Here is a 24,098-nt window from a genome sequence, read left to right as displayed (position 1 = left end):
GCATTGCAATCCCTCATTAGTTGTAAACTCCTTTGTTTCTCTGTTCTCTTCCTCTGTACCCTCTGCGCCCTCTGCGGTTCAATAAAAAAACAGATATCAGGTAGAGAAAAGCGATTTCTGGATACTTTGACGCAACAGTAAAGTTTTGTAACAAAATCCGTAAAAATGCGTAAAAATTCCGCGCCGAGTCTGATAGATAAATAGCTGATTCATAGTACCGCGATCGCACTAACTTTATTTATGCCAGTTAGGGCGATCGTTTTTTTAGCAATTCGTCAGAGGACTGATGACTAATATGGTGCGATCGCCACTCGATCGCGCCCGCCAGACTTAGCCCGATAAAGCGCCTTATCAGCAGCTTCAATCAACATTTTCGGGGAATTTTGACTTTCGGAAACGCCCGCAACTCCCAAGCTGAGAGTCACACAATCGCTGACAACAGACTTGATGTGGGGAATTGCTAAGGCTTTGACGCGCTGGCGGATTCCCTCAGCAACAGCCTGTGCAGCCGCGATATCCGTATTTGGCAAAATTACCCCAAATTCCTCGCCGCCGTACCTAGCAGCCAAATAAAGGCGTTCTGCGGGTGCGTTCGTGCAAGCATCCCCGATCGCCCGCGCCACTTGCTGCAAACAAGCATCCCCGGCTTGGTGGCCGTAATTGTCGTTGTAAAGTTTAAAACAGTCAATGTCGCACATAATCAAAGATAGCGGTTCCCCCGATCTCGACTGCTCCCATTCCCGGTTGAGCACCTCGTCAAACCGGCGGCGGTTAGCTAGCTGAGTCAGACTGTCCAAATTTGCCAACCCGTTCAACCGCTGGTTGGCAGCAGATAGCTGCTGGTAAAGTAAAGATTGTTCGATCGCGATCGCCACTTGAGTGCCCAACTGACTCAGCAAATCCATGTCAAACTGCTGCCACTGGCGGGGTGCCGAACAGTGGTGGGCAATCAGCAAACCCCACAACTTCGGCACTTGACAAGAAGGATTGCCGTCGCGGTGTTCGATTCCCTGCTGCACGATGGGCACGACCAAATTCGCTTTCACCTGACACCCCGCCAAAAAATTAACGTGACACTCGGCAAAATTAGAAGCGTGAATGTCCTCAATCGATCGAATTCTGCCCTTCAAATATTGTCCGACATAAGTATTAGCAAAACAGCAATCCTCGATCGCCATACCCATCAGCGGCATCCATTCTTCCCCAACCGACTCCACCACCACATCTCCGTTCCAATCTGGCCGGAAGCGGAAAATAATCACTCGATCGGTTGCCAAAAACTCCCGCACGGACGCTACTGTAGTGTTGAGAATATCTTTGAGATCCAGAGAAGAACGGATGCGCGATTGAATCTGCGCGATCAGGCGTTCCCGTTCTATTTGCTGCCGCAGCGCGACTTGGGCTTGCTTGCTTTGAGTAATGTCCCGACCTTCCGGCAGCAGCAATACTATTTTGCCAGTTTCATCCGCGACCGGTTTGAGAGAAAAATCAATAGTTGCCGTCCGGTTTGCACCTTTAAATTCCACTTCATAGCGGACAAATTCGCCTTTTGCCGATCGAGAAATCGCCTCTTGCAACTGTTCTCGAACTTCCTCAGAAACTCCCCACCACGGCAAGAGCCAAAACGGTCGGTTTGCCACATCCTGCAGCTTAATTCCCGCGAAATCCAGAGAAGTTTGGTTAGCTTCCAGCAGAGTGCCGTCCGGTTTCAACAAGCTCACAAATTGGAACGAAGAATCAAAAATTGCCCGAAAGCGCCGTTGAGAATCTCCCAACATTGCCGTCACCTTTTCGCGAGAAGTAATATCGCGGAAGCGCCACACCCTGCCAATAATATTTTGTCCGACTCGAATCGGCTGAGTGTAGCGCTCAAAAGTCCGGCCGTCTTTAAATTCAATAATATCGCAGCCTTCGGATTCCGCATCGCTATAAATTTCTTTAACTCTCTGCAAAAAAGCTCTTGGATCTCTAACTTGTTTGGTGAGAAATGTCAGCCGCACCGTTCTATCCATCGAGTTTCTAACTTCTTCATAAATCCCCCACATTTGGACTAACTTTTCGTTAAAACTAATCAGTTCTCCGGCGGTAGTAACGGCGAGAATGCCGTCTGCCGTTGCTTCCAAGGTAGCGTGCAGCAGAGAGCGCGATCGCTCTAATTCTGCTGCTATTAACTTGCGTTCCGTGAGGTTTCGCACTGCTTTTACCTGCACTAAACGCCCTTCCAAAACCGCAAATTTGCTGCGAACATCAGCGGGAAAAGCAGTTCCGTCCCGCCTGAGAAAAATTGTTTCGCAGACTGTATTGCTGGCAGCCGAAATCATTTGCGGCGCCTGTTTGTATGATTTCGGCGACAGCAGTTCCAGCAAGCTCATTCCCGCCATTTCCGCAGGTTCGTAACCGAACAGCTCGGCAAAATTGCTGCTGACGCTCAAAATTGTGTCGCGGTCAGCCACGGCAACTGCTTCAAAATAAGCTTCGGATTCGAGCAAGCTCGGTGCTGCTGTGCTGCTGCCATTTTCGCCGGAATAGCTGTTGTTAATTAGCTGTTGCAATTGCGTATTTGCCGAGTACAAAGCGGTCATGGCTTGCCTGTACATAGCAGTGCGTTTTTCGACTTTTGCTTCAAGTCGATCGCGATATTCTCGAAGTTTTTTTTCTACTCGCATTAAGTCGGTGATATCTATTGCAAACACGATCACGCCAGCGACTTGACCTGTTTCGTCGCGGTAAGGTATTTTATCTTTCCGCACCCAGCATTTTTGACCGGAGACGCTTGGCAGCAGTTCAATTTTTCCCTGTTTGGGAACGCCGGAATTGATTACTTCCAAATCTTCTAAATAATATTGCTCTGCTTCGTCTGGATAGATTTCATAAAAAGATTTTCCTTCTAATTGATCGGCGGGCAAACCTCTCGATGCAGCGGCGGCTTGATTAATTCGCAGCAGGCGGCTTTCCGTATCTTTGTACCAAATCATCGCCGGCACGGCATCAAAAATAATTTGCTGTTCTTGGTGCTGCCGGCGCATTTCTGCTTCTACTTGTTTTCTTTTAATTCTTTCTTGTTGCAGTTTTTTGTTGGCGTTTTTGAGTTCGGTCGTGCGTATTTTTACTCTTTCTTCTAGTTTTTCGCAGTATTTGTTCAGCAAGTTTTGCTGCTGTTTCCGCCGCAGTGATTCTAATTTAAACTTTTCGCTAGCTGACCAACTTGATGATACAAAGTTTGCTAAAATTTGGGTGAATTCCTGTTCTTCTTCCGTCCACTCACTGCCGGAACCCTGGCGTTCGACGCTGACTATTCCCAACCTTTGACCTGCCAGCACAATCGGTACGTTTAACAGGGAAGTCGTGCCCCGACCTGCAAAATAAAGACCGACAAGTTCTCGCGTTCTCGGGTCATTTTCTGCTGACACGGTTGCGATCGCACTTGCGGATTTTAAGGCTTGAAAATACGCCGGACAGTCGGCTGCTGTGATGATTATTTGTACGGAATGGACTTTCGTATTCTGTTCGTAAAGGTCGATGCAGTGAAGCTGCGTTTTGTCTTCGCCGTACAGCCAAATGCTGGCTCGATCGCAGTGGAAAATACTGACAGCGGTTTCTGTTACTTCGCGGATGAATTGTTCTATATTGTTGCGTTCTGTAATTTGAATTTGGGCTAATTTTGCGATCGCCAAAGTTGGACTGCGCCAATTTTCTCTCAGGTTCGGCGGCGCTGCTACCAGTGAAGCAGCCTTAATTTCTTCGCAAACTAACAGTACAGCCGGCCCCTGGAAATTGGCAATTGAGCCACCCTCGCTATTTTCCTCTATTATCCAGTCTACCTCCGTCATGGCGCGCGCGGTTGCTTTTACCCAGATAATCCTGGCGTCTTTGCAAGTCAAGCGGCCTTCCCAACAGGCAACTTTTGAAGCAGGCGTACCGTTTTTCGGATGTGCCAATCCGGCAAATTCTGCTTGCATTTTACCTTGATCTTGGCAGTAAAATATGTTAAAAATTGAATGACAAATTAATTCCTGCGATTTGTAGGCGAGGCGAGACTCGCCGAATTGATTGAGCGAAAAAACCCTTCCCAAAGCGTCTAGAACGAAGTAAATACCCGGAAAATAGTCGTAGAGAGTTCGATACCAATCCTGTTCGACTTGTTTGCTGCACGAAATTTTTGGTGCCGCGAGCTCGCCGCCCGTGCCTGTCAAGTCAGAATTGTTGGTTTCTGGGTTGCTTGAATGACTTTTTTTAGCAAACACTTTTAAATTAACTCGAGTGTTATTAATTTTACTTTCTGGAATTTAACTTTTTTGTGAAACTAAATTAAACCTGTTATTTGATAAAATTTACAAACTGTAACAAAATTACAATTTGTCCAGCGCGCTGGTTTTCGCCTTCCCATGTAAGCCCTGTGTTTGTTTGTAGTTGGTAGACTGTCGGTCGGCGATATTTCCCGCTAGTTGCGGCGCCATCCGGTTTAGCTGCAATTACCCAGTCTGTACTTCCAGCATCCTCCACAATGGAATAAATCGGCAATAAATGGTTTTAGGTATCTATGATAACACTCAAATATCTAGTGTTGGGACTAACTTACTTGGGTTTGGGGTTGGGATATTTGCCCGGGCTGCGGATGAACCGGGCGGCGATCGCCATTGTCGGGTCAGCTTTTGCGGTGGTTTTGGGCATACTCGACCTGAAAACTGCTTGGCAGGCGATCGACCCAGGTACGATCGTTTTTTTGCTGGGAATGACGATCGTTAATTCAGCCTTAGAAGCATCGGGGTTTTTTCAACTAGCTTTAGAGTTTTTAACTCGCTTTACTCGTTCTCCTTTCGGCATTTTAGTAGCTGTTACTTTTGGCAGCGGTATTTTATCAGCATTTTTTCTCAACGACACTACTGCTATTTTGCTCGCCCCCTTAACACTCACTCTAACTCGCTCTTTATCTCTCAATCCTCTCCCTTATCTTTTGGCTTTAGCAGGAGGCACTAATTTAGGTTCGGTAGCGACTGTGAGCGGCAACCCGCAAAATATTCTCGTCGGTTCTTTTTCGGGAATTAGTTATTTGGAATTTGCCCGCTCTCTCGCACCAATAGCTTTAATTTGTTTGCTGGTTCAAGTAGCTTGGCTATACTTGCTTTATCCAGAAGTGCGTTCTTGCAAATCTTTGCCGGAGGTTCCCCAAGTCCGGTATCGATTGTTCAAACCTTTACTAGCAAAAAGTTTGTGGGTGACAGCAGGACTTTTAGTAGCTTTTTTAGCGGGTGCACCTTTAGCAGAATCTGCCTGGATAGCTGCCAGTATATTGTTAATTACTAGGCGCGTCAAGTCCGATCGCATTTTGCAGCGCGTGGATTGGAATTTGCTAGTGATGTTTGCGGGATTGTTTGTGGTGACTAAAGCAACTCAACAACTCGGTTTGTTGGACAATTTAACTAATTTGACTGCTACGCCGCTGAGTTTGTTGGGAGTAACAGTAATTCTTTCTAACTTAATTTCTAACGTACCGGCGGTGTTAGTTCTGCAATCGGTGATTGTCAAAACAGATACACAAGCTTGGCTGTTGTTAGCAGCGGGTTCTACTCTAGCGGGTAATTTAACTTTGTTGGGTTCTGTGGCTAATTTAATTGTAGCTGAAATTGCAGGAAAATCAGGCGATCGCCTGACTTTTAAAGAACATTTGCGGTTCGGGCTGCCGCTGACTTTCATTACTTTGGGAATTGCGTATTTTTGGCTGTACTAAAAGGCTATAATCATTGAACTATCATGCTCGTACAATTAAATTTTAGCCTCGCGCTTTTACCTGTGCCAACTAAATTTGTTTTCCATGAACCGCAGAGGGCGCAGAGGGCGCAGAGGGGAGATGAGAAGAGAATAAATGAGAGGGAAAGAGGTAGGTTTATAGCCGAGGGCAGATTTCGATATAAAGTCTTTAGGTGTCTGTTTTGGACACAATTGTAAAACTCGCGATTTTCCAAGGCTCTATCTTAAAACCTCGTCTTTCGGGCAACTTTTCCGACAAATTTGCAGGTCTTTCTAGCAAATCTACTGCCTCTACAATCTCTAATCCCAAATCGCTATCCAATTCTAGCACAGCCTCTTTCCCCTCGGATTCGCAACAGCGCAAAATCCACACATTAGAATCATCTTCCGACTGTTTAAACGCCATCAAAACTAAATTGTCTGCCGACAAATCCAAGAACTTGCCAACTGCGGATAAATTCTTGTTTCGATTTTCTCCCAACTGCGGCAACACTTTTACTAGCAGCGGCAAATTCAACTCGCAGCCGCGCCGAACTGTGCCGGCCTCTTGCCAATTTCCAGCGTGGGGATAGACTGCACAAGTAAATTCCGAAACTCCTACATCTGCTTGTTCATCGGGCCAAGTTGAACCCCGAAGTAAAGTCAGCCGAATTCGATTCGGTTGAAGGTCGCAACCGTATTTGCAATCGTTGAGCAAACTCACTCCAAAACCGTCATTGCTGATATCAGTCCAGCGCAAAATCGGGACTTCCCATTTGGCTTTTTCGGCGGGTGTTTGCGGCTTGGTTGTGCGATCGATCGCACCGCCGGGAATTTCGCAAGTTGCAAAATCTGCTTCTACATTTAACCCAAAGGCTGCTTTTACTAAAACGTGCTTTTCTTGCCAATCTGCCACTGTCTTGATTTTCAGCAGCGGCGAACCTATTTCTACTATATAATCTTGGCAAAACTCCGATTTACCAATTTGTCGGACTGCGCGCAAACTCTGCCGTATTTCTCCCTGCTCTACCCAATAAATATCTTTCAGTGTCGGCGCGGGTAATTGATGTTTTTCATAATTTGGATCGATGTTCCAAGCATCCCAATATTGACCGCTGTCTTGAAATGCTTGCAGTTGATTGCCGCCTGCTGCATTCAGGACTTCTCGGTTATTTACTTTATCCCAAATGCTGGATAAATCCCCAGTTTTGCCGTCTACTGTTGCCCGAATAAATTCATTTTCTAAAACCATTTGTGCGGCTGCAAAAGGCGTTTCTTGACTAACTGTGTTTTTTTGTGCTATACCGTATGTAAGTTTTGATAACTCTGTCTTTTTTTCGGTTTCTGGACTCGCGGACGCATTATCCACAGTTTGAGCGTCTTCACGGCAGAGCCAAAACACCCGGTAGCCAACGGCGGGGAGATTATTTGCCCAGAATAACAGTGTAGATTGCGATTGGAGTCGATCGCCCCTGACAATCTGCGAAGCCAATCGCCGTCGGGAAAAATCGTAAATTTGCCAAGCTGAATCAGCCGAATCGGGAAGGGTTACGGCGACAACCTCAGAGCGCGACCAATTGAGAGTATTGAAAACTAAAATCGGTTGAGCGTCGGGCTGCGGAGGGGAAGGGAGAGAAATTTGAGCCGAGATTGCATCCAAAGATTTTAGCAGGATTTCGCGGCAAGCGCGATCGACCTCGACCCATCCTAGATTAGCATCCGCGTAAACTTGGGCGATCGCAGAACCGGGCAAAATATCGTGAAACTGGTTAAACAAAATTTGTTTCCAAGCTGATTCTAACTCGGATTTCGGATAAACCGCACCGGTGCAAATCGTTGCCAGCGAAGACAGCAACTCCGCTTGGTAGAGCAATTCTTCGCAGCGGCGGTTTTGGCGTTTTTGGTCGGCGCGAGTCGTGTAGCAACCCCGGTGGAATTCTAAATAAAGTTCGTCTTTCCAAACGGGGAGAGTGCGGGGAATAGTTTTTAGTTGTGAGATGGGAGGATTTGCACCCGAAATTGCCGACAAGTTTGAAAATTCTCGCGCCCGCAAAATCTCCTGATTATCCGGTTTTGCAACATCACTTTCCTGCGAACTTTCCGCAACTTCCGGCAAAAACTGACTCTCAATCAAAGACAAATAATCAACCGCTTTCGCAAACTCCAACTTCGGGAAAAAAGGCGACATTTTCCAGCGTTTCGCCACCTCCAACATATCACGAGTCGGGCCGCCACCGTGGTCGCCAACCCCAGGCAACCAAAGAGCATCTTGCAAACCCGTCTTAGCTTGCCAGTCAAAAGCATGACTTGCCATTTTTACAGATTCTATGCCTTCACCAATTGGAGGAGACATCATGCTAAATATTTTAGTACCGTCCAACCCTTCCCACCAAAACACACCGTGGGGAAATTCCGTTGAATCGTTCCAGCGCAACTTTTGCGTCACAAAATAATCAACTCCACCGTCGCGCAAAATCTGGGGTAATTGCCACCCAAAACCGAAAGTATCCGGTAGCCAAGCTACCCGCATCAATTCCCCAAATTTTTCTTTTGCATAACGCTGTCCGTAAAAAACTTGCCGCACCATTGATTCAGCGGAAATCAAGTTTAAATCCGGTTCTACCCACATCCCGCCGATAACTTCCCAACGTCCGACGGCCACCTGTTTTTTAATCGCAGCAAATAAGTCCGGCCGATGTTCTTCCATCCAAGCATAAAGCGCCGGAGTTGAATGGCAGAAAATCAAATCAGGAAACTCCGATTGCAATTTCAATACCGACTCAAAAGTTCGCTCGGCCGCTTCCCAAGTTTCCGGGACAGGCCACAGCCAAGCTAAGTCTAAATGAGCGTGACCGACCAAATAAATTTTACCTGTATATATAGATGTCTGCTCGCCGCTTTCTCCTATATATATAGATGTAGCATTGCTATTTTCTCCAACCTGACAAACCTCATCCCTTCTTCCTCCCTCTGCGCCCTCTGCGGCCTCTGCGGTTCTATCCTCTAAATCCCCAGAAAAAGATGTCCGATCGCCACTTTCTCCTATATATATAGATGTAGCGTTGCTATTTTCTCCAACCTCAAAAACCTCATCCCTTCTTCCTCCCTCTGTGTTCTCTGCGGCCTCTGCGGTTCTATCCTCTAAATCCCCAGAAAAAGCCCGCAGATATCCCAGTAAATTGTGCCGCAAAACAGACAGGGAGCGATCGAACTTTTCGCGATCGCACACCGCCGACCAATCGATCGAACCAAGCGCCAAATCAATCTCAGATTTCAGCATTTCCCCTTTGACAAGAATTGCGCGATCGGCTAATATTTCAGTGGGGAGGTATTGGAAATTTAAATTTTCCAGATTACCGGACAGCGAATTTTGCAAAATCTCTAATTCGGCAGCCACAAAACCCGGATCGAAACAAGCAGAGTCAGCAGCTTCGTACAAACAAATCGATCGCACTAAAGCACCGCTATCGTGACCCGGACTTACCAACCGCAAAATAACTAAAAATTCATCTCCGGGATTTGCCGACGAACTCAACAAAACTCGATCGGCACAATCAAATAGATCTCCCCGTCCGACTAACTCGCCGTTCACAAAAATCTGAGCATCTTCCGCCCACCAAGTCAAGCCCAGCAGCAACCGCAAACCAACCACAGGATAGCCGTGCAAATTGTCAGGAATTACAAATTGCTGGCCCAGATACAAAACTTGCTTCCCAGACGGCCAAGCAATATGTCCTTTGCCATTAAGTTCGGCAACAGGCCTGTTACAAATATTTACCGAAGAGACAGCAGAGTCAGAATCGCAGTACCTCCAACCAGACTGAACCTCCACTTGGCTGAGGCGGCGCAACTTCTCGACAACTTCAGAAATATTATTGCTCGCAGGTGACACAGAAGCGCTCATATTTCGCTAAAATAGGAATTGTGTATTAATCAAAGATTCGGATCGAACTCACATCTTGCACTATTCTCAAGAACAGGCAAGATGCCTGTTCCACAAAGAGTGAATTTTCTTGTGGGGTGGGCATCCTGCCCGCCCGTAAAAGGCTTATTGACATTGGTGCAATATCTTATATCGAACCGCGAAGACGCTTGTGACGCGAAGAAATAAAGGTTTCAGAGAATTTGAAACTGCGATTAATATCTCGCTTTGATTTTACAGCAAATTCAGCAATTCCGGCGCCAATCTAAAATCTGAATTCAATAATTAAACTTATGTCCAACGGTTACTACGGCCCATACCAAAGCCGACTATTAAATTTTATATCGAAACAGTCCCGCCAAGTTGCCGACAATTGCGATCGAACTTGGCGTCAAATTAAAGAAGCAACTCTCACCGCCACCCAAATTCTGCTTTATCCAGCTTACCTGCTGGTGCAAAGTTCCCGAATGCTGGGCCGACAGTTGCGGGAATCAAGCCAAAAAGTAGATTTACCGGAACTGCAAGAATTTGGGGGCGACGAAAATCCCGATTTGCCACAAAATTGGTATCAAGGAGAAATTTCCGAGGAAAGTTCGATCGCTGAAATTTTGCACCTCGCCGAAAATTTGCTAAACTCGTCGCAAACCGCGAAAACTTTGACCAGCTTCCCGCTGTTAATCAATCAGGGAAATGCTGCAACTGGGAAAGCCGCTAGCGATTTACCTCCGGCAATCAATTTTAGCGGACAAACCGCAAAGCATCAAACAACTTCACTATTAGAACACTCGCTTGTTCAAACTCAATTAAAACCGAAACCGAAAGTTGAGGGAATCGCCAGTTTTATCCCAGCCCGCACTTTAGTATTGGTCGGAGGTGAAAATCGGATATTAGATATTTTGACACCCGAACAGCAGGAACTGCTCGAAGGTCGCATAACTTGGGAAATTGCAAACGGCGGGCCAGGGCGGCGGGAAATTGCCCAAAAAGAATTAAAATTTAATCTCGGTTTGGAGTCTGCTGCTAAAAAATCTCAGATTCCGCCGGTGCGTCGTTTTTGGGAATTGATGGCCTGGCTTCAGACGAGTCCGGTTGCTCTGAAAAGAAATCAGTTTGGAGAATCAATTTTTGCGGTTAAAAAATCGATCGACCGCAATCTCATCCTAGTCCAAAAAGCCCGCGCCCAGATCGAAGCAAAAACCGCACCGCCCTCAATTGCTGAATCGAATTCGCTCGACCGCAATACCCCAAAACTAGAAACTAATTTTAACAGCAAGTTCGATCGAGCTGCCAATTCTCTCTCCTTTGTAACATTGCTCGATCGCGCCGCCGTCAACCTCGAAGAATTTACCCTACCGCCACCGACAAAAACAACCGCCGAACCCACAGCCCACTCCGGGGTAAAAATTGATACATCCGGCGCGGAAACAAATTTAGATTTGTCAGCCCGCGAAATCCTGGAAAAATACGCTCGAAACATCGAACAAATGATTTGGTCGTCAGTAGACTACCTCGTGGGCAAAGAAACGGCAGCCAGTGACAATACGGAGAAAGCAGTTGCCATTCAGTATTATTTAAAACAGCGAAAAGAACAAGAAAACACGCAAAACAGCCCAGAGGTCGATCGACCGTGGTTGAATTGGCAAGACTTATTCGGGGAAGCAGCACCGCAGCATTTAATTGAGAGAAGTTCCGAACCAGAGACAGCACAAGCGGGCCCAAAAGTCAAGCAGGAAATTGCAGAATTAAGAGAATTGGCAGAAGGTCGATCGACCGCAGTCTCAATATCCCCTTACCCCGAAGCAATTCACCGCCTGCTGGGGCAGCTAAAACAAAGCTTGCTCGCAAAAAGTTCAAAAAGTCAACCCCAAACAGCATCTGATTTAGCAGTTACTGAAAAAAATAGCTCTGCACTCTCCGCAGAATCAGCCCCGGGGCGCGCGCCGGAAACCCAAGTGCCAAAAAACACAAACCCTAACACCGCACAAAACAGCCAATCCGCAGCAGCAATCGCCCCGCAAACCAGCAGATACACCCCCGCAAACCCCCCCGCAGAGCCAAAAAATCAGAGCGCAGCCGTCCAACCCGAGGGCGACTACTTAGAAACAAAAGCAGAATCGATGGGATACATTAAGCACCCGCTAGAACAAGTGCTCGAATGGCTCGATTTAGTCATGCTGCGGCTAGAAAACATCGCGGAGCAACTCTGGAATTGGGCAAAAAGCAACTTGCCAACAATCCTCAAAAGCAAAGATAAAATTGACTAATCTTTAGCATATGATAAAAAAGTTGCGGCAACAGCAGCAAATCAGCTCAGTATTATCCCATCTTTGGAGACTCCCACAGTGCTAACCCTCAAAATCGTAGTTAATGTAGTTGTCCTATTTTTTGTTTCCCTGTTCATATTTGGATTTTTGTCCAATGACCCAGCCCGGAACCCCAACCGCAGAGACATGGAATAAACAAGTTATCTCGGCCGCTTGCTGGGAGGCACGCCACCGCAGCCCCCCAGCAAGCCCGCAAACCCACGAAAATTAGTCGAACAAAACTTGACCTCGCACTGACTCAGCGAGGTTATCTTGTGGCGAAAGCAACTTCTGAAAGCCGCCATCTTCCGGCGCGCCAAAGCCACTGCAAATTTTAGATGTCAGATTAATGTTTAAACAGTTGCCTTTTAGATGCAAAATTTTCAATAATTTGCACCCTATAAAATCTAAAATCTAAAATCTAAAATCGGATGACTTACCTGTTGTAACTATGCCCTATCCGGTACCGCCGCCAGAACCCTCTGCCATCATCTACATCGCAAAGCCAAAAAAAGTCGCCCTCACTGTGGCGGCCGGCGATGGAGACACCCGCAGCAACCCCGCAGAAATACCGGAACCAAGCCCAGATATCGTTCAGCCAGAACCCACACCGGCCCCAGCAGAACCCGCAGCAGCACTCCTCGGCACCACCGGCCAGCCTCCAGAAATCGCTGACCCCCTAGCGGAAGTGGAACGCGGCGACGCAGTGGTAGGATTTCAGCGTCGGGCTCCTGTGGGAGAACCCAAAACTGCGGAAACTCCGAAAGATTCCTCGTTTACAGCTTACCAGTTGGGTTCGGTAGAAAATGCCGTTTCCGCTCGGAATCGGCAACGAACCGCAGAGGCGCAGAGAAAAGAAGACAAGAATGCTCCCGGACAGCAGGAAAGTTGGTATCAGGCCAAAGGTCAGCAGTTAAAAGATAACTATCCCGAACCTGCGGAGATTACCGTTCCAGAACCGGCGCCCGAACCGCTTCCTACCGAGCAGCAGCAGTTCGAGATTCCAACACCGGGCACCGCCCCCACACCCGGAACGCCAAGAGCGCCGCAACCGAAGCCCAAACCAGCGCCGCCGGGAGTCCGCACCGCGCCTTCTAGGCGGACTGTTCCGTTTCCGGTGAGTCCGGCCGATACTATCGAAATTAAGGCTGACAGCCAAGAATTCGACGACAAGCAGCAAATTGTTACGGCGGTTGGTAATGTGGTCGTGCGGTTCCGGCAAACTGTGATTGATGCCGATCGGGCGATCGTCAACTTAGTCACCCGCCAAGTGGTAGCATCCGGCAATGTCGCCTATACCCGCGGGCAACAAGTAGTGCGCGGCCAGCAGATGGAGTTCAATCTCGGCCTCAACAGCGGCGCAGTCGAACAAGCCAGCGGCGAAATATTCCTGCCCGCAGCAGGTAGCGAATTGACCCCCACACTGCCTACAGATATTAGTGCTGGGACGATTCTGGAACAGCCTCTGAGCGATCGAATTACCAGCCAGCAGCCCCTGCGCGGAGTCAAATCCTCCGGCGCCGCTACAGTCACTATCGGCGGCGGCGGACAGCTAGCAGCCCCCCAAGTGGTCGGCGCCGTCAACCGCATCCGCTTTGAAGCAGACCGCATCGAACTGCTGCCAGACGGCGCAAGGGTAGCAACCAACATTCGGATTACTAACGACCCGTTTTCCCCGCCGGAATTTGAATACAGGGCCCGGAGGGCGACGATTAGAAGGATTTCGCCCACGGCTGAGGAATTGGTCACAAATTCGCCCCGCTTGGTGTTCGACAACCGCGTGAAAATACCCGTGTATCCCCGCAGGCAAGTGTTTGACAGCCGGCAGCAGAACGGCCCGTGTTTGACTTTTGGTTACGACGGGGGGGACAGAGGCGGTTTGTATGCCGAGTGCGGTTTTGAGGTGTTGCAAAACGGGCCGGTGCGGCTGACCCTGACGCCCCAAATTTACCTGCAGCGGGTCGTGGCAGATCGCGGCGGCAACCCATTTTTTCCCGACAGCTACGGGCTGAAAGCGAGGTTGAGCGCTAGTCTGGGCCCGCGCACCAGGCTCGACGGATCGGCAATATTTCTGAGTTTTGAGAATTTCCCGAACTTGCCGGAAGACAGCTTTCGGGGCAATTTGCGCCTGCGGCAGTCGATCGGCACTCACTCTCTGGCAGCAGAATACAGTTATCGCGATCGGCTGTTTAACGGTTCTCTGGGCTATCAAACCGTGCAGAGCAGCCTCGGGGCAGTCCTCACTTCCCCAGTCATCCAACTCGGAGGCACTGGCATCAATCTCAGCTACCAAGCCGGCTATCAGTTTATCAATGCTGACACCGATCGAGCAGACTTGCTCGAACCAGTGCGGGAAAACAACCGCGTCGATCTCGGCCGCGCCCAAGCCAGCGTCGCCTTGAGCCGCGGCTTCAACCTCTGGCAGGGCCAACCGCTGCCCCGCACTCCCACCCAGGGTTTGAGGTATACGCGGACACCGGTGGTTCCTTTCGTCCAACTGGCCTTGGGAGTCCGGGGAGTTGGCACTTCTTACAGCAGCGGCGATCGGCAAAATTCGATCGCCAGCAGCATCGGCATTCAAGGACAGTTCGGCCATTTCTCCCGCCCTTTCCTCGATTACACTGGATTTAACGTGACTTATACTCAGGTAGCGCGGGACGGCATATCGCCTTATTTGTTCGATCGCTTAGTAGATTTGAAAGTTCTTTCTTTTGGACTTGTCCAGCAAGTTTACGGAGGGTTTCGAGTCGGGTTTCAAAGTGCTATTAATTTAGAGAGCAGGGAAACAATCAGTACGAATTACACTTTAGAATACAGCCGCCGCAGTTACGCAATTATTTTGCGTTTTAATCCTGAGCGTCAAGTCGGCAGCCTGACTTTTAGAATTAGCGACTTCAACTGGAACGGCACTCCCCAACCTTTTTCTGGGGACGCGCGAACTGTAGAAGGAGGCGTGCGTTTATCCGATTAATTCAATTGGCTAATAGGGAATTGGTCATTGGGTATAGGGAATGGTAATTGGTAATTGGGTAATTGGTAATTGGTGGAACCAAAAGACAACAGTCAACAGATAACAGTCAACAGTCAACAGATAACAGTCAACAGTCAACAGTCAACAGTCAACAGTCAACAGTCAACAGTCAACAGTCAACAGTCAACAGTCAACAGAAAACAGTCAACAGTCAACAGTCAACAGACAACAAATGACAGAAGTGACGGCAATATCTGCACAAGCAGCGGCTCTGCTGGTTCACTACGGTTTTGACCTAGGTGGCAAAAAAGCAGAGAAATTGGCGGGTGAATGGCTGACCAAGTATCCCGGCTATTGGCTGCGTTTAGCAGTGGTTGAAGCGCTTTATCAAGGGCGCTACAAGGCTGTTTCTGTCGGACAGCTATTGAGCATGTGGCATCGGATAGGTCAACCGCTCTATCATTTCAATCGCGAGTTTGAACGCTTGGTATGCAACAATTTCCCTCAAGATTTAACCCTTGAAAGAGATGCTCAACACCAGCAGCAAGATATACTTTTCTCGAACCAGGAATCGGAAGTCGGTGTCGCAGAGTTAGATTTGCTGCCGTCAGAGCCCCAGATCGATCGCGCGCCCGGTGCAGAAATCCCGAACACAGAAGCCCAGGAAATAGAAAAATTGCCCGCAGCCGACGATCGCACAAAAGAAAATACAGAAGTTGTCGTATATGAAGATGTGGCTATTAACGCCCTAGCCGATCGAGCCGAGGCCGATCGCTTATTAGCGGACAAACCTGTGACAAAATCATTCCCAGTTGTCAAACACACTGATTTTCACACCAAGTTAAAAGCCATTGCCAGAGAAGGCCGAAGAAAGAAGGGAGAAAGCAGAAATAAGGTGTAAACTTTGGGCATTAGATAGTTGTTTGTCACCGTTAACTTTTCGGACTCCCTCCCATCCGAATTTCCGAACAAAAAGATGCTTGTTCCTTACCGTTAGCTTGCTTGACAACGCTAGTCCGAAGCCGCAGGTTGGGCATGAGATACCACAGCCTTTCTTCGGCATGGATGGTGTCTGATTCTGTAATCAATGTCAGCACATCGTCGGCGCCCATCACGTAGCGGCTGTTTCCCTTGTCTTGCAACACTTTGCCAACGCTTGGATTGTCGGGATTTGGTACGATCGCTAGTATTGTAGAACCGATTTGTTTAGCTTGGTTGCGATCGGGAACACCGTCCCAACTAATCCGAACGCCTTTTAGCTTAGTTGAGGCCGGGTTAATCGAGTGCTGTTGGCAAAGTTTAACGACTGCTGCATCGCTAGCTGTCAGCATTTCTATTTTGAGGTCGGATTTACCTGCCTGCAATTCCCCAGAATTGAGATTGTGTACGGTACGCTGAGAAAACCATTTGCCTGCACTTAACTCGAAAAACTCGATAACGTCCATGAAATTTGTCTCTAAACTCAAATACTGCTTTATTTTCGATCGCGACTTGCGGGCTAGGGAGTCAAAAACCCGGTTTCTTCCTGCACACCTAGCGGCCAAACCAATGATTTTTGCTAGAAACCCGGTTTAAGAGTGCAAGTCCTATTCTATATTTTAAAGGAATGGGGAGCGCCTGCAAAACTTTCCGAGAGCTTTGAATGATAGCAGATTGCAGGTGCGGTTGAGGTACGAAGCCCAACCGGGGGGACATCTGCCTCGCTGATGCGACGCAATTGACCAAAAATTAGAGCAGCCGGCCTCGCGTTTCGTTATAAAAAGTCTTGTTAGCAGATCAAACTAAGATTGTCGCCCATCAAAATTTTTAGCTTGAGTGTGTCGATCGACAATCATCGCCCAAAGAGCAGCTATGTTAAGAAAGACAACGATATATGTCAGCTTTTGTAGATCGATCGGTAAATTTGGCGCTGTTGAGTTGAATTATATTGGCTGCGGTTGACGGTAATCGCACTCCTTGAAAATTCAGAAAGCAGACTCAGACTAAAAAACGAGCAATTCATCGAACCATCACCAAACCGAGGGCAGCAGCCCGTAGCAAAGAGCATTCAAATATGTCATGCTAAATCAAGAGAAAAGATTCTCGATCGGGTTTTCGGCAGGGTACAGCTAGCGATCGTATACATTTAAAAAAGACATCCGTAAATTTATGAGCGAGTTTACAGAAGGGCTGGATAAAATGCAGCCCGCCGAACAGATGCACTGCCTGGAAATCCTGCCAAATCAGCTAGCAGCGACTTCAGACTCAGAGAAATTATACAGCCTACTAACAGATTACAATTTTATTGAAGCCAAGCTGTCAGCATCGGGAGTGCAGGCGCTAATAGAAGATTACGATTTAGCAACAAGTCCCGATATTATAACCTCAGACCAAAAAGCCGACCAACTAAAATTAATCCAAGAAGCAATTCGGCTTTCTGCCCACATTCTAGCCAAAGACCAAACCCAACTAGCAGCCCAACTAATTGCCCGCTTGATGCGCTTTGAAAGTCCAGAAATTCAACAACTGCTAGCACAAGCAAAACACCAAAAAAAACCCTGGCTGCAGCCGCTAACCCCCAGCTTTACTCCTCCCGGCGGGAGATTGCTACGCACCCTTACCGGACATACAGATTGGGTACAAGCTGTAGCAATCACCCCCGACGGCAAGCGGGCAATTTCTGCGTCCTCCGACCACACTCTCAAAGTTTGGCACTTAGAAACAGGAGAAGAACTTTCCACCCTCAAAGGTCATCTTACCTACGTCAATGCTGTAGCTGTCACGCCCGACGGCACCAAAGTAATTTCCGGTTCTTGGGACAATACTATTAAAATTTGGGATTTAGAAACGGGAACAGAAATATTGACATTTGCAGGCGATACTTTTGCGGTAGAAGCAGTAGCAGTAACACCCGACGGCAAGCGAATAATTTCTGGTTCTTGGGACGGCAGCATAAAAGTTTGGGATTTGTCAACAGGGGCAGTAGATTTAAACCTCAAAGGTCACAGCAGTTTTGTGCAGTCCGTAACAGTAACTCCTGATAGCAAACGGTTGATTTCTGGTTCTGGAGACAACAGCATTAAAGTCTGGAACCTAGAAACGGGAAAAGAACTTTTTACTCTCACCGGTCATGCAGACTGGGTAAAAGCAGTAGCAGTTACTCCCGACGGCGAACAAATAATTTCCGGCAGTTACGACGGAACTGTTCAAGTCTGGAGTTTGTCAGAAAGAAAGCAACTTTTCACTTTAGGAAAACACGGCAGTTTCGTTCAAGCTGTGGCAGTCAGTCCCGACGGCAAACGAGTAATTTCGGCTTCCGGCGACAAAACGCTGAAAGTTTGGAATCTGGAAACAAAAGAAGAACTTTTTACTTTTACCAATCACATCGCCCCAGTCAATGCTGTGGCTGTTACCCCCGACGGCAAGCGGATAGTTTCGGGTTCCTCTGACAAAACTCTCAAAGTTTGGCACTTAGAAATAGGAAAAGAAAATTTATCATTTGCAGGTCACAATGACTGGGTAAATGCTGTAGCAGTGACGGCGGACGGTACTAAAGCGATTTCCGGCTCTGGAGACAACAGCATTAAAGTCTGGAATCTTGAAAACGGACAGGAAATTTTTACTATTTCCGGTCATAAAGATTGGGTAAAAGCGATCGCGATAACAGCGGATAGCCAGCGAGTAGTTTCGGGTTCCGGCGACAAAACTGTCAAAGTTTGGAATCTAGAAACCGGACACGAAATCTTTACTTTCAGGGGTCATACAGACTGGGTAAATTCTGTGGCAGTGACGGCAGATGGAACGATGGCGATTTCCGGTTCTGGAGACAAAACTATTAAAGTTTGGAGTTTAGAAACAGGAGAGGAACTTTTTACTTTTTTAGGTCATGAGGACGGGATAAAAGCTGTGACAGCTACTCCCGACAGCAAGCGGATTATTTCGGCTTCCGGCGACAAAACTCTGAAAATTTGGAGTTTGGGGAAAGAAAAGAATATTTTGGCACATTTCTGGAATTTAGCCGTCAAAAATCTACTTTTTACTCTCAAAGGTCATGAGAGTTTTGTGAATGCTGTGGCAGTTACGGCGGATGGCAAATGGGCGATTTCTGGCGGGCGGGAAAACAATCTGAAAGTTTGGGATTTGTCAAGTAGAAAAGAAATTTTTACTTTGGTAGGTCATGCGGATGCGATAACATCTGTGGCGACTGTGGGAAATAAAGCGATTTCTGTTTCGGATGATAATACTCTGAAAGTTTGGGATTTGTTAAGTCGAAAAGTAGTTGCTAGTTTCAGGGGAGATAGTGCTTTGAAAGCTTGCGCTATTGCACCGGATGGGGTAACAATTGTGGCGGCGGAAGCTTCGGGACAGGTGCATTTTTTGAGGTTGGAAGAGGGGGAATAGTCATTAGTCATTAGTCATTAGTCATGAGTCATGAGTTATTAGTTATTAGTTATTAGTCATTAGTCATTAGTCATACTAATTCTCAAAACTCATGCAACAGTAGCCTCCGGGTGCGTCGCCACCCGTAAATCTTAAAGAATATCCACAATCTTTGAGCGACGCACCCTACACTCAGGTGAGCGTAAACAAACCCACACTCATGATTGTTGCTTTCTGGAGGCGAGAATTGGTATTATTATGCCGATCGCACTTTTGCTAAAATTTAAAAGTGCGATCGCTCTTTTCCCCAATCTAGTTTACAATTGTTCCGGGTCAATCCCCATCGCTCGCAGTCTTTCTGCTAGGACAACAGCCCGCTGTTCGGCTTGTTCTGCCCGCAGTCGTTCTTGTTCTGCCCGCTGTTCGGCTTGTTCCAAGCTGCGAGAAACCTCCTCATAACTTGTAAACGGTTCGCCGTCAGGGCGATAAATTTGTAACTCTTCACCCGACAAATCAAAGCGAATTCCGAGTCGAGGACTGACCCAATTTTCGATCGCATCAATTACGTCCAAACGCCCCTCTGAACGCATCCAACCGCTGAAATCGTTGCGTTCCGGGTCGTACAGGTAATATTCCTCAACATCGTGGCGATCGTAAAATACCTGTTTTTTATTCATTTCTGTTAGCCTGTTGCCGGGAGAAAGAATTTCAAACACTACTTGCGGCGCGATATTTTCTTCTTCCCACTGCTGGTAAGAACCTCTATCTCCTTTCGGTCTACCGAAGACTACCATCACATCCGGGCCGATAGAAGTTTTGTTATCCCCTTCAACAGGATACCACAGCAAATTTCCGGCGACAAATACATTCGGGTCGTCCGCAAATAGCCACGCTAAATTTTGTTGAATGATGAGTATCCAGCGAAATTGTTTGGTATTGTCTGACATCGGTTTGCCGTCGCTGTCGGGGTAAATTACATCAGGTTTTTGAGGAGACTTGAGTTGAGTTACCATAACTGTTGTCCGGGGTTAGGACTGTTTAAATTAATTTTAGCTTGTGGGAAGAGTCAGAAGTGCGATCGAGCTTTTCGATCCAATCCAAAACAGCCAAATTTCTAACTTAATTCGTCTGGGTTAATTCCCATTTCTCGCAACCGTTCCATCAAAATCTGCGATCGGCGCCGTTCCTCTTCTAAAAAGGTTTCTGCAAGTTCTGCCCGCTGACGTTCCTCTGCTAAAGCGGTTTCTGCAAGTTCTGCCCGCTGGCGTTCTTGTGCTGTTTGCTGGCGTTCTTCCTCTAACAGTTGACAAATCTCAACGTAGGAGAAAAACCTCGTTCCATCTGGCCTATAAATTTGCAATTGAGAACCCGATAAATCGAAGCGAATTCCCAGTCGAGGACTCGTCCAATTTTCCATTAAGGCGATCGCATCTAACCCGTCTTCTGCCCGCAGCCACCCTCTGAGTTGGTTATTGCTAGGATTGTAAATGTAATATTCTTCAACTCCGTGGCGATCGTAAAATAGCAACTTCTTCTCCATTTCATCCTGCGTGTTACTAGGAGAGAGAATTTCAAACACAACTTGCGGTGCAATTCCTGACTCATTCCACTGCTGGTAAGAACCGCGTCTCCCTTTCGGTGTGCCGAAGGCAACCATCACGTCGGGGGCGTTAACAATATTCGATCTTCCCTCGATTGGATACCAAAACAAATCACCAGCTACGAATACATTCTCGTCATTAGCATACATCCATTCTAAATTTTGTTCGATGACGAGAATCCAGCGAAATTGGTCAGTATTATTTGCCATTGGTAAGCCGTCGCTGTCGGGGTAAATAACTTCTTGCTGAGTAGGAGATGGGATTTGAGTTACCATAACAGTTGTCCGGGGTGAAAGACTGTTGAATTTAATTTTAGCTTGTGGGAAGAGTCAGAAGTGCGATCGAGCTTTTGGGAAAGGTGAGAAGTGCGATCGCCCTTTTAAATAAATCGCTCACTTTGTCGGATTCCAAACAAACTTTCCAATTTTGTCAATATAGCCTTGCAAATCGCCAATCTCCACTGCCGCCAGCCCTTCTGAGAATTCCCAACCCACATCAAACTGTGGCTCTATTACAATTTTTCCCGTCTTGTCTATATAGCCCCACTTGTTCCCAATCCTTACCGATGCCAGTCCTTCAGAGAAATTTTTAGTCTCATCAAACTGTGGCGAGATTATCATCTTTCCTGTTTGGTCGATATAGCCCCACTTGTCACCAATCTCAACTGCTGCTAGCGATTCAGAAAATTTAAAAGCATCTTTAAACTGTTGAGGAATAACAAATTTTCCTATTTTATCAATATAGCCCACCTTGCCGTCAATCTCAACTGCGGCTAAGCCTTCAGAGAAGTCCATAGCAACATCAAAGTTTTCAGAAATAACTATTTTACCCATCTTGTCTATAAAGACAACTCTGTCATCAACTTGCACTTGAGCCAGCCCTTCAGAGAAATCGTAAGCATCATTCAATTCGATTGCGATCGCTATTTTCCCCACCTTGTCTATATACCCGTATTTCGAGCCAATCTTTACCCTTGCCAGCCCTTCAGAAAAATCTTCAGCATCATCAAATTGAGGCTTTATTAATATTTTCCCTGTTTTGTCGATGTAGCCCCATTTGGAACCATTTATTAACTTTACCTTGGCCAGCCCTTCCGAAAAGTCCCAAACTTCATCAAACTGTGGGGGGATAACAATCTTCCCTGTCTTGTCGATAAAACCCCACTTAGAATCGATTGCGACTACTGCCAGACCTTCGGTAAAGCGCCAAGTATAATCATATTGGGGTTCTATAACGATTTTGCCTGTACAGTCAATAAAGCCGTATTTTTTATTTTGAACAATCGGAAAAAGCGCGATCGACTCTTGCTTATCTTCCGGCGATGAAGATGAAGTTGACGATTGAACAGACTGTCGGGGGGGATGCAAAGCTGCTGTTGACTCCTGCTGCGAAAAAGTTGAACCCGAAATAAGCAGACATAAAAAGCTAGAAATAGCTCTTTTCATTTTTCAAAATCCATTTCTCAATACAATAACCTATTCATCTTTCTCTCTCATCTCTTCCTCTGCGCCCTCTGCGGTTCATTAAAAAACATCTCACTCAGCAGCGAAAATAGGGCAGACACCGCCCGCCCTACAAAACTACTTCCTCAGCAACTTCACCCCGCGAATCGAATAATCCAAAAGCTCGATCGGGTGCATCAAAGTAACTGCCTTTCCCTGCAACTCCAAATGCTTCTTAATTTGCAAAGAACAACCCGGATTAGAAGAAGCAATCAACTCCGCCCCAGTATTCAGCAAATTCTCCACCTTTTGCACTCCCAATTCATCAGCAACCTCCGGCTGAAGCATATTGTAAACCCCCGAACTCCCGCAGCACAAAGCCGCATCCACAGGCTCTTTTAGCTTCACCCCAGGAATTTGTTGCAACAACTGACGCGGCTGCAAACTAATCTTTTGTCCGTGCAACAAATGACAAGCATCCTGATAAACAATTGTCAAATCTCCATCAACCAAAGGATTGAGTTTCGCCGTAATACCCGCACTTGCCAAAAACTCTTGCACGTCCTTAACATTAGCAGCAAACTTCTCAGCTTTCTCGCAATAATCCGGGTCATCTGCTAAAATGTGGCCGTATTCTTTCAAAGTGTGACCGCAGCCAGCAGCATTAATAATGACAAAATCAACGCCAGTATTTTCAAAACTGTCAATCATTTGTCGCGCCAAAGATTTCGCCTGTTCCGCTTGGCCTTGGTGTTCCGGCAAAGCAGCACAGCATCCCTGACTTTTCGGAATCACAACCTCGCAACCGTTAGCCGTCAAAACTCGCACCGTAGCCTCATTAACTGGCGAAAATAACAGCCGCTGCACGCAGCCTAAAATCACGCCGACTCGATAGCGTTTTTCGCCTTGTGCCGGAATTACCTCTGGCAAATTATCCCGGAAAGAATCAACAGTAACTTTCGGCAAAATTGATTCCATCGCGGCCAAGCGGGGAAATACTTTTTTCAGCAAACCTGTTTTGCGGACAAGTTTTGGCAGTCCTAATTGTTGATAAATAAACAGCGGTACAAGCAAAGGCCGCAATCTGTGAGGATAAGGGAAGAGATTAAAAATCAGAGTGCGAATTACATTATCGGAAAAAGTGCGTTTCTGATTGCGGGCAACTTGGTGGCGAGTTGCGGAAATTAATTTGTCGTATTGAACTCCAGACGGACAAGCTGTTACGCAGGCTAAACAGCCCAAACAAGTATCGAAATGCTGCGATGTTGCTTCGTTTAAAGGTGCGTCGCCTTCGTTAATTGCATCCATTAAATAAATGCGGCCTCTGGGCGAATCCATTTCTTTGCCGAGTACCCGATAACTCGGACAAGTTGACAAACAAAAGCCGCAGTGCACGCAAGTATCAATTAATTTGGGATCGGGCGGATTGTTAGCGTCGAAACCGGGGATTTCGAGGGTTTGCAAGTGAGGATTTTGTGCTAAAAAATTGCTGTCTTTGGCTGGTCTTAAATCGTCGCTGGGAACTTGAGATTTTTCGGAAGTTTGCATATATATATTACCTAATTGTTTTGGTTCCTAGTGACTATCGCCTAAAACCCTTGATAATTCTTGCTTTTAGCTGAGTCTAGATCCCCCTAAATCCCCCTTAAGAAGGGGGACTTTGAGCATTTCCTGTCCCCCCCTTCTTAAGGGGGGCTAGGCAGGGTGGATTAATTGTCGAGAGGCGAAATCAAGGCTATGAAGGCTATTGACCAACTTTATGCGAGGCATTTA

General features: G+C 47.0%; 14 protein-coding genes. 7 read left to right on the top strand and 7 right to left on the bottom strand.

From position 1 onward, the window contains the following. Positions 1 to 290: 290 nt before the first annotated feature. Positions 291 to 4,244 (bottom strand): diguanylate cyclase domain-containing protein, encoded by a 3,954-nt coding sequence (locus tag QUA02_RS21285; protein WP_333030406.1) that lies wholly within the window; start codon positions 4,242 to 4,244, stop codon positions 291 to 293. Between the two features lie 296 nt (positions 4,245 to 4,540). Between QUA02_RS21285 and QUA02_RS21280 the strand changes: the two genes are divergently transcribed. Then, positions 4,541 to 5,728: an anion transporter gene (locus QUA02_RS21280; RefSeq protein ID WP_333030404.1), complete on the top strand. Its 1,188-nt coding sequence runs from the start codon at positions 4,541 to 4,543 to the stop codon at positions 5,726 to 5,728. A 189-nt stretch (positions 5,729 to 5,917) separates the two neighbouring features. On the opposite strand, the gene QUA02_RS21275 is transcribed toward QUA02_RS21280, so the two are convergent. Beyond that, positions 5,918 to 9,631: an alpha-mannosidase gene (locus QUA02_RS21275; protein WP_333030403.1), complete on the bottom strand. Its 3,714-nt coding sequence runs from the start codon at positions 9,629 to 9,631 to the stop codon at positions 5,918 to 5,920. A 311-nt stretch (positions 9,632 to 9,942) separates the two neighbouring features. On the opposite strand from QUA02_RS21275, the gene QUA02_RS21270 reads away from it, so the two are divergent. The 5 genes from QUA02_RS21270 (at position 9,943) to QUA02_RS21250 (ending at position 15,824) form a co-directional block, all read left to right on the top strand. Next, positions 9,943 to 11,913 (top strand): hypothetical protein, encoded by a 1,971-nt coding sequence (locus QUA02_RS21270; RefSeq protein ID WP_333030402.1) that lies wholly within the window; start codon positions 9,943 to 9,945, stop codon positions 11,911 to 11,913. A 78-nt stretch (positions 11,914 to 11,991) separates the two neighbouring features. Beyond that, positions 11,992 to 12,108: a photosystem II reaction center protein I gene (locus tag QUA02_RS21265; protein ID WP_039887172.1), complete on the top strand. Its 117-nt coding sequence runs from the start codon at positions 11,992 to 11,994 to the stop codon at positions 12,106 to 12,108. Positions 12,109 to 12,403: 295 nt separating this feature from the next. Next, positions 12,404 to 14,923, top strand: a complete 2,520-nt coding sequence (locus tag QUA02_RS21260; protein ID WP_333030401.1) for a DUF3769 domain-containing protein — start codon at positions 12,404 to 12,406, stop codon at positions 14,921 to 14,923. A 62-nt stretch (positions 14,924 to 14,985) separates the two neighbouring features. Beyond that, positions 14,986 to 15,159 (top strand): hypothetical protein, encoded by a 174-nt coding sequence (locus tag QUA02_RS21255; RefSeq protein WP_333030399.1) that lies wholly within the window; start codon positions 14,986 to 14,988, stop codon positions 15,157 to 15,159. Beyond that, positions 15,156 to 15,824, top strand: a complete 669-nt coding sequence (locus tag QUA02_RS21250) for a hypothetical protein (protein WP_333030398.1) — start codon at positions 15,156 to 15,158, stop codon at positions 15,822 to 15,824. Before QUA02_RS21255 ends, QUA02_RS21250 begins: the two co-directional genes overlap by 4 nt. Before the next feature lie 31 nt (positions 15,825 to 15,855). Here QUA02_RS21250 and QUA02_RS21245 read toward each other — a convergent pair whose 3' ends face one another. After that, positions 15,856 to 16,368 carry a phycobiliprotein lyase gene (locus QUA02_RS21245; RefSeq protein WP_333030397.1) on the bottom strand — a complete coding sequence of 171 codons (513 nt, stop codon included), beginning with the start codon at positions 16,366 to 16,368 and terminating at the stop codon, positions 15,856 to 15,858. Between the two features lie 691 nt (positions 16,369 to 17,059). Here QUA02_RS21245 and QUA02_RS21240 point away from each other — a divergent pair. After that, positions 17,060 to 19,303 carry a hypothetical protein gene (locus tag QUA02_RS21240; RefSeq protein WP_333030433.1) on the top strand — a complete coding sequence of 748 codons (2,244 nt, stop codon included), beginning with the start codon at positions 17,060 to 17,062 and terminating at the stop codon, positions 19,301 to 19,303. Positions 19,304 to 19,599: 296 nt separating this feature from the next. Here the strand turns inward: QUA02_RS21240 and QUA02_RS21235 are convergent, their stop codons facing one another. From QUA02_RS21235 to QUA02_RS21220, 4 genes are all read right to left on the bottom strand, one after another. Beyond that, positions 19,600 to 20,295, bottom strand: a complete 696-nt coding sequence (locus QUA02_RS21235; RefSeq protein WP_333030396.1) for a Uma2 family endonuclease — start codon at positions 20,293 to 20,295, stop codon at positions 19,600 to 19,602. A 101-nt stretch (positions 20,296 to 20,396) separates the two neighbouring features. After that, positions 20,397 to 21,158 (bottom strand): Uma2 family endonuclease, encoded by a 762-nt coding sequence (locus QUA02_RS21230; RefSeq protein WP_333030395.1) that lies wholly within the window; start codon positions 21,156 to 21,158, stop codon positions 20,397 to 20,399. A gap of 117 nt (positions 21,159 to 21,275) precedes the next feature. Further along, positions 21,276 to 22,328, bottom strand: coding sequence for a WG repeat-containing protein (locus QUA02_RS21225; protein WP_333030394.1), 1,053 nt, complete (start codon positions 22,326 to 22,328; stop codon positions 21,276 to 21,278). Positions 22,329 to 22,463: 135 nt separating this feature from the next. Beyond that, positions 22,464 to 23,873 (bottom strand): (Fe-S)-binding protein, encoded by a 1,410-nt coding sequence (locus tag QUA02_RS21220; RefSeq protein WP_333030392.1) that lies wholly within the window; start codon positions 23,871 to 23,873, stop codon positions 22,464 to 22,466. Between the last annotated feature and the right edge of the window lie 225 nt (positions 23,874 to 24,098).

Source organism: Microcoleus pseudofavosus SVA1_A4, from assembly GCF_036700565.1.
GTDB lineage: Bacteria > Cyanobacteriota > Cyanobacteriia > Cyanobacteriales > Microcoleaceae > Microcoleus.
Note: the sequence above shows the minus strand (reverse complement) of the source record. Positions and strands in the feature narration are given on the sequence as shown.